This window comes from Flavobacterium phycosphaerae, from assembly GCF_010119235.1.
GTDB lineage: Bacteria > Bacteroidota > Bacteroidia > Flavobacteriales > Flavobacteriaceae > Flavobacterium > Flavobacterium phycosphaerae.
The window spans coordinates 2,534,576-2,548,615 of sequence record NZ_JAAATZ010000001.1; the positions used below are offsets into that span (position 1 = coordinate 2,534,576).

Annotated in this window: 10 protein-coding genes; 5 read left to right on the forward strand and 5 right to left on the reverse strand. The window is 37.0% G+C overall.

Annotated elements, in window-relative coordinates; all coding sequences use genetic code 11:
- Window positions 1–24: 24 nt before the first annotated feature.
- The 4 genes from GUU89_RS11310 to GUU89_RS11325 all read right to left on the reverse strand — a co-directional run bounded on the left by GUU89_RS11310 (window position 25) and on the right by GUU89_RS11325 (window position 6,020).
- Window positions 25–2,310, reverse strand: coding sequence for an nSTAND3 domain-containing NTPase (locus GUU89_RS11310; protein WP_162128015.1), 2,286 nt, complete (start codon window positions 2,308–2,310; stop codon window positions 25–27).
- Between the two features lie 185 nt (window positions 2,311–2,495).
- Window positions 2,496–4,283, reverse strand: a complete 1,788-nt coding sequence (locus GUU89_RS11315; RefSeq protein WP_162128016.1) for an ATP-binding protein — start codon at window positions 4,281–4,283, stop codon at window positions 2,496–2,498.
- Between the two features lies 1 nt (window position 4,284).
- Window positions 4,285–5,433: a hypothetical protein gene (locus GUU89_RS11320; RefSeq protein ID WP_162128017.1), complete on the reverse strand. Its 1,149-nt coding sequence runs from the start codon at window positions 5,431–5,433 to the stop codon at window positions 4,285–4,287.
- Window positions 5,434–5,771: 338 nt separating this feature from the next.
- A complete protein-coding gene (locus tag GUU89_RS11325; protein WP_162128018.1) occupies window positions 5,772–6,020 on the reverse strand; it encodes a helix-turn-helix domain-containing protein in 249 nt (82 codons plus the stop codon).
- A gap of 643 nt (window positions 6,021–6,663) precedes the next feature.
- Between GUU89_RS11325 and GUU89_RS11330 the strand changes: the two genes are divergently transcribed.
- The 5 genes from GUU89_RS11330 (at window position 6,664) to GUU89_RS11350 (ending at window position 13,641) form a co-directional block, all read left to right on the forward strand.
- On the forward strand, window positions 6,664–9,627 hold the full coding sequence (locus GUU89_RS11330; RefSeq protein WP_162128019.1) for a SusC/RagA family TonB-linked outer membrane protein: 2,964 nt from the start codon (window positions 6,664–6,666) through the stop codon (window positions 9,625–9,627).
- Window positions 9,628–9,638: 11 nt separating this feature from the next.
- The gene (locus GUU89_RS11335; RefSeq protein ID WP_162128020.1) at window positions 9,639–11,039 is read left to right on the forward strand and encodes a RagB/SusD family nutrient uptake outer membrane protein; all 1,401 of its coding nucleotides are present in this window, start codon (window positions 9,639–9,641) and stop codon (window positions 11,037–11,039) included.
- A 108-nt stretch (window positions 11,040–11,147) separates the two neighbouring features.
- Window positions 11,148–12,230, forward strand: coding sequence for a hypothetical protein (locus tag GUU89_RS11340; protein ID WP_162128021.1), 1,083 nt, complete (start codon window positions 11,148–11,150; stop codon window positions 12,228–12,230).
- On the forward strand, window positions 12,170–12,943 hold the full coding sequence (locus tag GUU89_RS11345) for a hypothetical protein (protein WP_162128022.1): 774 nt from the start codon (window positions 12,170–12,172) through the stop codon (window positions 12,941–12,943). Before GUU89_RS11340 ends, GUU89_RS11345 begins: the two co-directional genes overlap by 61 nt.
- Window positions 12,916–13,641, forward strand: coding sequence for an alpha/beta hydrolase family protein (locus GUU89_RS11350; RefSeq protein ID WP_162128023.1), 726 nt, complete (start codon window positions 12,916–12,918; stop codon window positions 13,639–13,641). The genes GUU89_RS11345 and GUU89_RS11350 overlap by 28 nt, the downstream gene beginning before the upstream one ends.
- A gap of 65 nt (window positions 13,642–13,706) precedes the next feature.
- Here the strand turns inward: GUU89_RS11350 and GUU89_RS11355 are convergent, their stop codons facing one another.
- Window positions 13,707–13,970, reverse strand: coding sequence for a DUF6520 family protein (locus tag GUU89_RS11355; RefSeq protein ID WP_162128024.1), 264 nt, complete (start codon window positions 13,968–13,970; stop codon window positions 13,707–13,709).
- Between the last annotated feature and the right edge of the window lie 70 nt (window positions 13,971–14,040).

Sequence of the window (14,040 nt, forward strand, 5' to 3'; positions counted from 1 at the left end):
TAGTTTTCAAAATTAGATGATTTATTACCGTTCAAAAATTGCATCAATGTCGTCATCGGTGCTGGAAGAACCATTATGACCTGGTCGATATTCATCATCATAGTATCCTAGGTTTTCTAAATAATTTTGTACCAAGTCTTCTATCGGTGCATTTGATAGTGCAATAGATACATCAAAACCAATTTTTAGTAATCCTGTTTCATTAAAATTACTCAAATACGAATCAAAAACACTTCTAACTTCTGACGTAAGACCTTCAATATCAATTTCTAAATCGATATCTCCGTCTGGATAGTAATTATGTTTCAGATGTTTGCTATGATCAATATCCAAATCATTATTGTAGACCATATCAATTAAAATTTGTTCAATCGAACTGTTCACTTTTGAGAGAATATATTCGTCATCAATATTATTTTCATCAATAAAATTCAGTAACCTTTGTAAGTCGTCTTCACTATCTAAGTCTTCAATAAAACCATATAAAAAATTGTAGCTACTAATATTTATTTTAGGTTCAAATTCTTGCAATAACATCAATAGTTCCCAAAGATTATTTCCGGTTGTATAGTCTGTAGTTACTAATGTTTTAAGAAATATTTCAATTCTTTCAATGAATTTATCGTTAGAAAAGTCAATGTATGACAACAGAATGAGAAAATCCCAATCTTGCTCTAACATTTTGTTTTCGAAAAAATAGTCAAATAATAAAGCATGGATTTTTTTAGAATTAGCTGCGCTAATTTTTTTGGAAATAGTTTGCGAATGAAAATATTTGATTGATTCTGTTGTATTTAAAGATTTAAAAACGTTTGCAATTAGCTCGTATTCTTTGGCATACGAATTCAAAATATAATCAGCGATTGATGGATTAAATAATGAATATTCATATTTCGATTCCTGAATTTGGTTTCTATTCAGCAATGACTTTAACGCTAATTTTCTAACAGCCTCGAAACTTTTATCAGTGTGGTCACCGAGATTTACAGGATGTAATTTCAAAAACTTATTATACGATTCTCTTAGATGCTCTTCAGAAATTTTACCATTGTTATAAACAGTTAAAAATACCAATGTTCTCACACAGTCGTCTGTTTGATTTTGGAAATAACCAGACCATATAGCTGTAGGGTTCTCAAGACTTTGATAAATATAATCCCAATAATCAGCGGGCAGTATTTTACCAATTCTGACGCTATCTGTTATGAATTCTATTAACCTTGGATTATAATTACGGTGAGAAATTATTATTTTATATTTTCTACCTGCATATATTTCATCAATATGTTCCTTGCTTAGATTTGAGTAGTAAATGTGGTTATATAATATTTTGGCTTTATCTATTTTGGTAAGATTTTCAACTTTCAGTAAAAATTCATTATCCCTAATTTTACCGTTTTGAAATACATGACTTAGACTATGAGCTTTATTTAAAATATTTGTTCTTGAAGTAAGAATGAATTTTTTTGTCTTATCTTTTGCTATTCTGTTTATGAATTTAACAATATGAGAATCTCGTTTATTGTTGATTGCGTCGTATAAATTACTGCCAAGAAAGTCATCGCAGTAAAATAGAATCTTTTTTTTCTCACTTTCTCTATTGATATTTTCTGCCTCACTAATGTTCTCCTCGATTTCACAAAACTCATAACCTTTTGCAATATATTGAAGAGCCAATGTGTCTGCTAAAGTTGTCTTACCAATTCCAGGATCACCAGTAAGTATTACTACGTTTTGTGCTTCTAGAAGTATAATTCCTTTTAAGTGATTGTCTGTTACTACATATTTTAAAGCTCTGTCTTTTATATCCTCCAAAGTACTTTTACTCCGACCTGTAATTGCGTTATTGGCAATTAAATCTAAGACAAATGTGCTGGTCATCCATAGTTTAAAGTGTTGCTCCACAATATGTAGATTTTCTTTCTTAGCCAAAAAGGATTGAATATCGTCACCACTCAAGATGTCATCTTCTTTAAGAATATATGGCTTAAATATTTTCTTGATTTCTTGCTTGTTTACTCGGGATAGTTTTTTTGAAGTAATAAATATATACCTGCCGGCATTAAGCTTTCTAACTTTGGCAACTTCAACGGACTGCAAGTCACTAACCAATTTACGATAAGGTGTTTCAAAGTAATGCTTGCATTGAATTATTCCTTCTTTGTTACTGCCAATCCAAAATCTTCCATCAACCCCGCCATCTCTACCGGATTTAAATTTTTCAACATTTGTCTTTAAAATATTTTCGATAATGGAGGCTCCCAAAGATTCAAATTCACGGGCATTTAATTTTGATAAGTCATAATTCATAATCAAGCATTATTGATTTTAGTATGATAGTTATTGTTTTCTTTCAGCGGTCTATTAATTTTGTTTTTTATTATTAATATAAATATCCTTTAATGCTATCTGATAAGGATAGGATATGCTAACTAACTGAGAGAAACTAAAATGAAACTAACTATTTTGACAAACTGCTGTCTTGTATCGTTTTATTATTTTTTCCACTCATTTAGAATATTTTCAAAATTTACATTTTTCCATTGTTCTTTCCATATCTCAAAGTATTCTATATCTGATGATTTTGGTTCAGGATCACATCTGTCAATTTTTACTAGTGAAGGAAGAACTATTGATTCTCCAATTAGTAAGGCCTCTCCTGATTGAAGTGTTGGTAAAGTTTCAGTTAAGTTCCCCAAAGTATCAGGCAATAATCTTTTCACGAAATTTTGGTCTTCTGGGTTTGTTAATCTCATCGCAATAAAATTATTACATTGCGAAAATATTGTTTCTGATATTTCAGAAGGTCTTTGACTAACAATTCCTAAAGTTACACCATATTTTCTGCCTTCTTTGGCAATTCTTTCTATGGCAAGTTTTGAAGATTTATATTTCAATAAATCGCTTTTAGGAACATAAATATGAGCTTCTTCATAAAGCAATAATAAAGGCGTTTCTGTCTTGTCGCCAGCTTTCAAAATCTTGTTTAAGAAAAATGCAAAATCAAACAATATTCTTGAGATTAGGGACACTGTTATACTTAGTACTTCAAACGGTATTCCTCCTAAGTTTATAATTGTAATATTACCTTCCATTCCAGTTTTAAAACCAATAAATTGTTTTACAGTTTCCTCAAAAGAAATATCTCTTGATTGGTTGCCAAATAAAAATTGCAAACGAGAATTTTGAAGTTTATTTTCCAAGCGCTCAACAAATTTATCTAGAGTTCCATCAGCATAAGTTCCATTCGAAACACTTTGCGCTTTATTTGGAAAAAATTCAAGTTTTGATTTAAAGTATTTTTCGATTCTCTCCTTTGAATCAAGTTGAACTCCATGTTCCGCATTAGTTGAATCTAAGGCATTATATCCAGTAGATTCACCGACTATCATATAACGGTCATTCGCCTTTGCATTAACTGTTTCAGTTTGGATATTGAATAGACAGTTGTATACTTCTTGAATATCAAATTTCAATGGTGAATCAAAATGAACCTTTTCGGCATCAGGATTATGCCTTTTTTTGTTATCTGTGATAATTTTTCTTAACACAGATGATTGATTATAATTGTTTCTGTCTCCCGTATCAAGGAAGAGTTGCTCTAGTTCATCACCATTTAACATCCAATAAGGTAATGAAAGATTGGCCGCATTAAGAATTTGTGCATTTGGAAAGGCTTGTTCATATTCACCATGAATATCAAAAACTACTATGTGTGAGTTATTTAAACCAGAGTACTCGCTGTTTTTCTGTTTAATAGCTTCTTGGATAACTTTTGCAACAGTATGAGATTTTCCTGAACCAGTTGAGCCAACAATAGCAAAATGCTTGTTAAAGAATTTATTGCCATTAACGGGAACTTTTAAATTAGATGTAGTCAGTTGTGAGAAAAAGAAACGCTCATTTTCAGTTATTCTTGTAGTGAAAATACCTGTTAGTTCTTCATTCGAAAGTAATGTAATACCGTTATTTGGTGGTAAAGGAATACCATGCCCACCGCGTTCAAATTTCAAAGTGTCACCTTCTGTATCTAATGTGCCTGTTAGTTTAACTTCAAGGACAAATGATGGAGGCGTTGATTCGGTTTCTTCATCACCATTATCCTTATCCTTGATACGGTAATTTTCTATTATTCCCACTACGAACTTACTATCGTTGTTTTTATACGGAACCTTAATGTAACTCCCTAGATTGAACTGGTTGTCAAATTGGGTTGGATCAATGATTTCAATACTTAGTGAAGTCGAAGAAACGTTAATGATTTTAAAATTATTTGAGTCCATGCTAAAAAAGTTTTAGTATTTGTTGGGTATTTAATTGATTAATTATTTGGAAATCAGAATCACAAATTAATGCGTGTTTTGGGGAATTTATTAATATCCAAGAACCTTGAAGTCCAAATTCAGACAAATGGCTAAAAGTAGTCTCTGAAATTAATCTAGTTTTAAATGAAGTTTTAGATAAACTATTTGTTGTTCTCATTCCGGAGCTTTTCTTATTAATTATAGCTGGAGACTCAAAAATTTTTTGGCTAAACTGAATAGACTCATATCCATCATTAAAAGTACTATCCTGTGAAATAAAATATTTCTTTACTTCAACAATATTATCGTCTGGGATAACAAAAGTCAATGGCTTAACATCATGAGTCGCCTTGAAGTAATGATTTTCTACAATCTGATGAATTAATGAACCAAGCGTGCAAGAATCTTCCACTTCCACATTCCCAAATATGAAGATTGTATTTTGATTCCTTATTGGTTTACGAAAACGAGATTTAAGCAATTTAAAATACGCTTGTTGACCTTTAAACTCCATGTAAGAGGGCATAAAAACTATCCTTCTCCCGTTATTTAAATGCATAAGTAATTCACCTTTTGTAACCTGCCTTGAACCTGATTCATCAGGCGGATTGGTTATCACTTTTTTGCGCAGAAAATCTACAAGAATAGAATAATAATATTGTGCTTCTTCTGGAGAATTACAATAGGGTAATTCTACTAAATTAGTTAGTACAGATTCATACTGATTTTGAAATTCAGGAGAAAAGCGAAGTTTGAACTTAGTTAGAAAATTTTTCTTCAAATCATCATCATAATTATCTTTTTCTAGACCTAATATTTTATCCAGAAATTCAGTATCAACAGTTTCTGTGTATCCGTTATTATCAGCAAAATAGCAATATAAAATATAGACTTTATTCGAGTCTAATTTGAATTCTTCAATTAATTGAATTATAGGTTTTCGAATTACCGAGGGGTTTAATTTGGTAGCTTCTTTGTATTTTACTTGCATAACGTAATCATCAGTGTCAATATCTTGAATTTGCTCAAGTCTAACAACCAAATCGTTGGTGCTAGCGCTAAGAACTTCTAATAGCGTTTTATCAATTTGATACTCAAATCCTTTTATCGCATAGTAACCTCCGTCCATAATATTTTTTTATTGTTTTTTTGATGAAAAATAAGTAGTAAATATATTCAAAATATATTTATTTCTTTTACTTTTTCCTACTTTTCCAACTATCATTATGATGCATGTTCTTTTTGCGGTCATAGATTTTACCTCGGATATAAGTACCAATAATTATTACCGGGATTACTATTAGAATTTCATACCATTCCATATTTTGATTTTAAAGATGCTCAAAATATCATTTGATAAGGTTATCAAATATGCAATATGGGAATATCTGCTATGCAGTTTTGGAATAAAAAAAGATGCCTTTCAGCATCTTTCTCTAGTGGTATTTAAGTAAACTCTTAAATTGGTTATTCGTTATCAATTTCATATTTAAAATCAAATAGTTCCTTCAGAGTTATTGATAAACCCTTAGCAAGTTCGAGAACCGTTGAAAGTTGAATGTTAATTTCTCCCTTTTCAATCTTACTAATGTTACTAAAATCTACATCGCATCTCTGAGCTAATTGTCTGTAGCTCAACTTTTGTTCAGTCCTTAGTTTCTCTATTTGCTTTCCAAACTCTATCTGAAACTCTATTTTATTTTGCTTCTTCTCCATTTCTTCATTTTGATAGAGCAATTTCAATAGATTTAAAAAAAATAATGTAGGTTAAGTAAACCACATTTGATATATTTTCTTATATTTGTTTCCAATTACATAAATTTGCGATTCTTCAAATACAATATTGAAGCATTCGCTTTGAATCTCGCACTGGAAAACTGGTAATTTTATAGAAACGAGATGATAAGTATGATGCTCACGTCCTATGGCGTGGGCTCACTTATTGTTTCTAGGTATACCAGTACCTCCAGTGCAATAAGATGAGTACCCACGCCTCTTTTTTTACTCACTTACCGATTCATAGCATTGCTGACAGCAAGCATCGCAGTTATTTATTAACCTTAAAACTGTGTGCTTATGGTGAAACCCCACTAAATGAACGCGAGATTGCCACGCTACGCTCGCAATGACAAAAAAAAGGCCCTCTGACTCTTCTTGGCGGTTGAACAGAGGACCGGTAGACAAACAAAACTAATGTTTCATTTAACTAACCAATATTATGAATAAAAATCGTATTGGCAAAGTGAGGTGGCTATTTGCTATCGTACTTTGTTTATATTTTCAAATGGCTTTTTCGGCTGGCATAGTCGTAAAGTCGAAAGTCGAAAGTCATAAAGTAAGTCCCTCGACTGCGCTCGGGATGACAAAAAAGACCGAGACCCTTAGACCCTTCGACTGCGTTCAGGGTGACAATGCTTCTACACAACAAAATATTAAAGGAGTCGTGACAGATTCCAATGGTGTACTTTCGGGCGTAACCGTTACCGTAAAAGGGAAACTCATCAGCACTATAACAGATAGCAAAGGGCAGTTTAGTATAGCAGCTGAACAGGACGATGTACTTGTTTTTAGTTATATCGGCTATAAAGAAGTCGCAGTCACAGTCTCAGTGAACAGTATTGTTAATGTAACGATGCAGGAGGATGCTACTACCTTGAAAGAGGTAACGGTTAATGCCGGATACTACAAAGTAAAGGATAAGGAACGCACTGGGAGTATTACTAAAATAACATCAAAGGATATTTCAACACAGCCTGTGGCTAATGTGCTTGCTGCGATGCAAGGGCGTATGGCAGGCGTTGATGTTGTGCAAACCACAGGAGTGCCTGGTGGTGGCTTTGATATCAGAATACGAGGGTTGAATAGTTTGCGTAGTGGCGTCAATGCGCCGTTGTATGTTATAGATGGTGTGCCGTTTTCCTCGGATGCTATTGGAGATTCGCAAACCTCATCGACTTTGCCTACTGCTACGAGTCCGTTGAACTCCATCAACCCCAGTGATATTGAAAGCATCGAGATTTTGAAAGATGCGGATGCTACCGCTATATATGGTTCTCGTGGTGCTAATGGAGTGGTGCTCATTACTACCAAAAAGGGTAAGGCAGGAAAAACACAGTTTACTGCCAGTGCCAGTACCGGAACCGGGCAAATTACTAAAAAGCTAGACTTACTTAATACCTCACAATACCTTGCGATACGCCAACAGGCGTTTGCCAACGATGGCATTACTACGTATCCTTATAATGCTTATGATGTTAATGGTACTTGGGATGTGAACCGCTATACCGATTGGCAAAAGGAACTCACTGGTGGCACTGCTGTGATTAAGACATTGCAAGCCAGTGTATTGGGCGGTTCTGCACAGACGCATTTTTTAGTTAGTGGGAATACGTATACCCAAAGCACAGTATTTCCGGGAGACTTTACTTATAAAAAAGGAGCGGTGCATGTGAGTTTGGACCATGAGAGTGAAGACAAACGGTTTAAAGTGGTCTTCTCGGGTGGTTATGATGTGCAACACAACGACCAACCAGCGGCTGACCTTACGCGGATTTCGAGAAATCTTGCCCCGAATGCACCTGCGCTATATGATGCTAATGGAAATTTGAATTGGGAGAACAGTACTTGGGAAAATCCTTTGGCGGCTTTGCGTTCGGAATCGTTAGCGAAAACGAATAGTTTGGTAGCTAACAGTACGTTTTCGTATCAGTTGCCTTATGGGTTTATGGCGAAGACCAGTTTGGGTTTTACCGATTTGAGGCATCATGAGAGCAGAACCGATCCTTCGACCATTTATGACCCTGTTTATGAAGCAGGAGCGGAATATTCGTCTATCTTTTTGACTACTTCCAGCCGACAATCGTGGATTGTAGAACCCCAATTGCAATGGCAACGCACGGTTGGTAAAGGTAAAGTGACTGCCTTGGTTGGTGGGACTTTTCAAAATCAGGAAAGTAACAGTATGTTGCAATATGGGTCGGGCTTTACCAGTAATAGTTTGCTGTACAATCTGGCGTCTGCCAGTTTTAGTAAAATCTTTTATGATGATTTGACCGAATACCGCTATCAAGCCTTTTTTGGAAGGGTGAACTTTTCGTGGCAGGATAAATACATTTTGAACTTGACCGGTCGCCGTGATGGGTCGAGCCGCTTTGGACCTGGTAAGCAGTTTGCGAATTTTGGTGCTTTGGGGGCTGCGTGGTTGTTCTCTGACTACAACCCGGTTAAAGAAACTATGCCTTTTTTAAGTTTTGGAAAATTGAGAGCCAGTTATGGGATTACGGGTAATGACCAAATTGGCGACTATCAGTTTTTAAACACTTACCAATCGAGCGGTACGGTGTATGACGGTACGGTAGGATTGAGCCCGATACGGTTGTATAATCCTAATTTTAGTTGGGAGACCAACAGAAAGTTGGAAGCGGCATTGGAGCTTGGTTTTTTGAAAGACCGCATTTTTACTACGGTGAGTTGGTATAGAAACCGTTCTTCGAACCAGTTGATTGGTATGCCATTACCTGCGACTACGGGTTTTACTTCAATGCAATCGAACTTGGCTGCTACGGTGGAGAATTCCGGATTGGAGCTAACCATACGCACTGTGAATGTGCAAAAGGATTCGTTTGGGTGGACTACGAATTTTAATCTTACCGTGCCTAAAAATAAGTTGATTGCTTTTCCCGGACTTGCCAGTAGTACCTACAGCAATCAATATGTGATTGGAGAATCTATTAATATTAAAAAACTGTATCACTTTACCGGTGTGAATCCGCAAACGGGTGTTTATGAGTTTGAAGATGTGAATGGAGACGGTCAATTGACCATTGCCGATGCCCAAACGGTTAGGGATTTTAGCCCGACTTATTATGGTGGACTGCAAAACCAGTTGCGGTATAAGCACTTTCAATTGGACTTTTTGTTTCAGTTTGTGAAGCAATTGAACTGGAATGCGGCTACGCAGTATTCGGCTCCCGGTGCTTTTGGGAATCAACCCGCTTCTGTTGTGGGCGGTTGGCAGCAAGCAGGTGATATCGCTACCCATCAAATTTATACCACCGGATTGAATAGTGATGCCGTGAATGCTTATGGACGTTATGCCACCAGTGATGCTGCTGTGAGTGATGCCTCATACATACGATTGAAAAATGTAGCCCTTTCGTATGTAGTACCCAGCTATGTGAAAGGATTGCAATGTAAGTTGACTTTGCAGGGTCAAAACCTACTACTTATTACACCGTATAAAGACGGTGATCCCGAGTTTAGAAGCTTTAATTATCTGCCTCCTTTACGCATTGTTAGTTTAGGAGCCGAGTTTAAATTTTAAAAAGAAGAGACATGAAAAATAAACTAAAAACTATATCATTTTTTTGGCCAGTGGCTGTTTGGGGCGTATTACTGTGCCTTGCTACTTCGTGTGATAATTTTGTAGGTGTGGAGCAACCTAATTCGCAACTGACGGGTACGGCTGTATTTGAAAACAATACTACTGCAACTGCTGCCATGAAGGACATTTATGCTAAGATGCGCGACAATGGGTTACTGACCGGTAAGTCGGTTGGGTTATCGAACTTACTAGGGCAATATACTGATGAATTGGTGTGCTATCAGACAGGTGTTACTACGGCAGAACCCTTTTATAACAATAGTGTGACGGCTACTAATGGTTATGTGCAACAGTTGTGGAACAGTACCTATAATCAGATTTATGCGACTAATGCCGTGATTGAAGGTGTTACTGCTTCGACAGGTATGACTACTGCACAAAAAAATCAACTTATTGGGGAAGCGCTTTTTGTTAGGGCGTTGCTGCATTCCTATTTGGCAGGTGTTTATGGTGGTTGCCCTTATATTACCACAACCGATTATGTGCAAAACAGTACTGTGCATCGATTGACTACCGTGGCAGTTTATAATGAGTGCATTGCTGATTTGGAGGAATCTGCTACGTTGTTGCCAGAGAGCTATATTAGTTATGAAAGAATAAGACCCAACCAATATGCTGCTAGAGCGTTGCTTGCCCGATTGTATTTGTATACAGGGCAATGGGCACAAGCCAGTAATGAAGCTTCGGCGGTGTTGAACCAAACGGCAATGTATGTGTGGGAACCGGATTTAGACAAGGTATTTCTAAAAGAATGCACGAGTACTATTTGGCAATTTTCAGCCAGTGGTGGCTATGCTAATGCGCAGGAAGGTGCTTTGTTTGTTTTTAATGCAGGTCCTCCACCTACGGTAGCATTGAGTCAGTATTTATACAATTCGTTTGCCACAAATGACCAACGTAGAAATCATTGGATTAGAAGTATTACCGATGGCACGACTACTTGGTACCAACCTTATAAATACCAACAGGATAACAGTTCGACAACGACTACTTCGTATTCGGTTATGTTGCGACTGGCAGAGCAGTATTTGATTAGAGCGGAAGCCCGAGCGCAACAAGGTGATTTGATAGGTGCCAAGCAAGATTTGGATTTTGTACGCAACAATGCCGGACTTGGTGGTACTACTGCTACGACTAGTACCGCAATTATTACTGCGGTTATGGAAGAGCGCAGGTTTGAGTTTTTTACCGAATTGGGCATGCGCTTTTTTGATTTGCAACGAACAGGAGCTTTGGATGCAACCTTAACTCCTGTTAAACCGGGATGGAATACTACAGATGGTCTTTGGCCGGTGCCTCAATCGGAATTATTGATTAACCCAAATCTTGCTCCGCAGAATGCAGGCTATTAGAATGAGAAATCCATTTATTATTTTTTTGTGTTAGTTTCCTGCTCTGTCATGGGGCAGGTTACGAACAAAAAGCTTCTTACCGAGGCAGATTACCATTTATGGAGTACTATGGAAATGCAAGCAGTGTCTGCTAAAGGGAATTGGGTAAGCTATCATTTGGCTTATGAGAGTGGTATGGATACCCTTTTTGTGCGGAATAAAGAAGCTACCAAAACCTATTCTTTTGCCAAAGGGTATGATGGGAAGTTTGCCAAAGATGCTTTTTTTAGTTGTATGCTGCCGGACAATGTACTTTCGGTTTTGAATTTAAAAACAGGAGTCGTTAGGCAGCTTAAAGAGATTACCCAATATGCTTTCTCGGCGGATGGCACTACTTTGGTTACGTTGACCGAGACACAACAACTTACTATGGAACGGCTTGATGGTATTGGAACGGAAACGATAGCCTCTGTTACCAGGTTTTATCTTAATCCGACCACTACGGGAATGGTTTATGCCATAGCAAAGGAAAAAGCCTCGTTGCATTATTGCCCTTTTGATGGTAATAGGGAGCATTTTCAGAAATTGGAATCTGATGGTGAGGCTACCTTTGAAAACATTGTTTGGCAACGCAAAGGGCAATCTTTTGCCTTTGTGAAAAGTTATAAAGACACGCTTGATATTCGGAATGGTAAAAACCTGTATGTATATCGATTAGCCGGGAACAAACTTTTTGGTTTTGATGCAAATAGTGTGCCTTCTATAGCCAAAGGCAGTCGCATAGAAGCACCACTTTGGACCCGCTTTATGATTTCGGATGATGGGCAACGGGTGTTCTTTTATCTTACTGAGCCATCGGCTACAAATCCTGAAAAGCCATTAGTACAAATATGGAATGGCAATGATGCCTGGCCTTACCCGCAGGCGCAACGAACAGGTAGGTTTGACAAGGCGTCGAAATGTGCTGTTTGGTGGCCTGATAGTGGGCGATTTTTAAGGATAACAAGCACAGAGCTACCTAAAATGATGTTGAGTGGTGACCAGCACTATGCGGTTACTTACAATCCGATGGGGATAAACCTCAGTTTACTCAGGATTTTACCGCTGATTTTTATATTACAAATTTGTCAAGTGGAGAAAAAACTAAATTCTTGGCGGATCAACTATGTGATATTGCGGAAATCACGCCCTCATATGGCGGTAAGTATGTAGCTTATTTTAAAAACAAGCAATGGTGGGTTTATGATATCGCCCGTAAAAAACATTTTAATGTCAGTATTGGAATTAGGGAATCGTTAGCTGATGAAGCAAAGGATAAGTCAGGGCAAAAGCCAGCTTGCGGCATTGTAGGATGGACGAAAGATGATACCGATATTATCCTTTATGATGAATATGATTTGTGGAGCGTAAGTTTGGCCGATTTGAAAGCCAAGCGACTTTCCAGAGGAAGAGAACAAGGAATTTCTTTTCGATTGGTTTATCCGTTGGGAGAGGTGAAACTGACGATGAACTTTGATGGGTTTACTTTTCGGGAATTGGATTTAAGCAACAAACTTTATCTACAAGCCTTTGGAAAAGATACCAAACAATCGGGGTTCTATGAATGGAATGGAACTGAAAAGCCAATCGTGTTTAAAGATAAAAGCATTACTCAATTTGGTTTTACAACTGGGAGTGATACCTACTATTATGCTGAACAGGATTTTGATGCGCCACCGGCTATCATGGCTATTGGGAAATTGAAAAATGTTGCAAAAATTGTGGTGCAGAGTAATCCGCAACATTTTACTTATCATTGGGGTACCTCACAACTTATCAGTTACACCAATTCTAAAAATCAACATTTGCAAGGTGCTTTGTACTACCCGGCAAACTATAACCCATCAAAAAATATCCCATGGTCGTTTATATTTATGAGCGGTTGAGTCAGGAGGTTCATCGATATGTTAACCCAACACTGCACAACAACATTGGTATTAATACCAGTAATTTGACTGCTCATGGCTATTTGGTTTTGCATCCCGATATATCGTATACTATGGACGATGTTGGTATTTCGGCAACGGATTGTGTGGTTAGTGCCACTAAAGCTGTGATAGCTATGGGTATAGTACAACCTGATAAAATAGGGTTAACAGGTCATTCGTTTGGAGGCTATGAAGTTAATTTTATCGCTACGCAAACGGACATTTTCGCTACCATTGTTTCGGGTGCAGGCTCTTCGGATTTGGTTAACACTTATCTTTCGATTGGGTGGAATACCGGTAAAGTTGAAACTTGGCGATTTGAAGATCATCAGTATCGCATGCCACTGCCTCTGTTTTCTAATATGGAGGGATTCTTGAGGAATTCTCCGGTTATGCAGGCTCAAAACATCACTACCCCTATGCTAATTTGGACGGGTGAAGAGGACCGGCAAGTGGATTATCATCAAACTATAGAATTTTACAATGCTCTACGACGGTTAGGGAAGAAAACTATTATGCTTGTTTACCCGAACAATGGGCACATATTGACTGAAAGTGATAGTAGAGAAGACTTTACCCATCGGTATGAATCATGGCTTGCTACTTATTTAAAAGATGCATCACCACCTGAATGGATTGCAAAAGGAATGCGATAACCAATCTTTATAAAATCAAAAGCAGTTCCTAGTGATTAGGAACTGCTTTTTTTGTGTTTAATGGTTTAGTTAAGTCTCCACAACTGAACCGCACAATGTGTGGCATCGGTCATCCCAAAGATTTGCGCACCTCCCGTTTGGGTTTCTGTACACAAAACTCCTGTGTTCACGTTGTCACAATTGTTTTTAAACACACAAGTAGGACCTTGTTTGATGTAGCCCGGCACTGAGCTTACAGCTTTAGCATTTTTTGATGCTGTGGTAGTGAAAGCACTGGCTACTGCTGCTGTAAAAAGGATTACAGACAGGAACATTTTTCCATTTTTCATGATGTAAAAAATTAAATTATTGATTTGATCTACTTTTTTCTACAGGTGTTCGATCTTATTCCTGATGCTA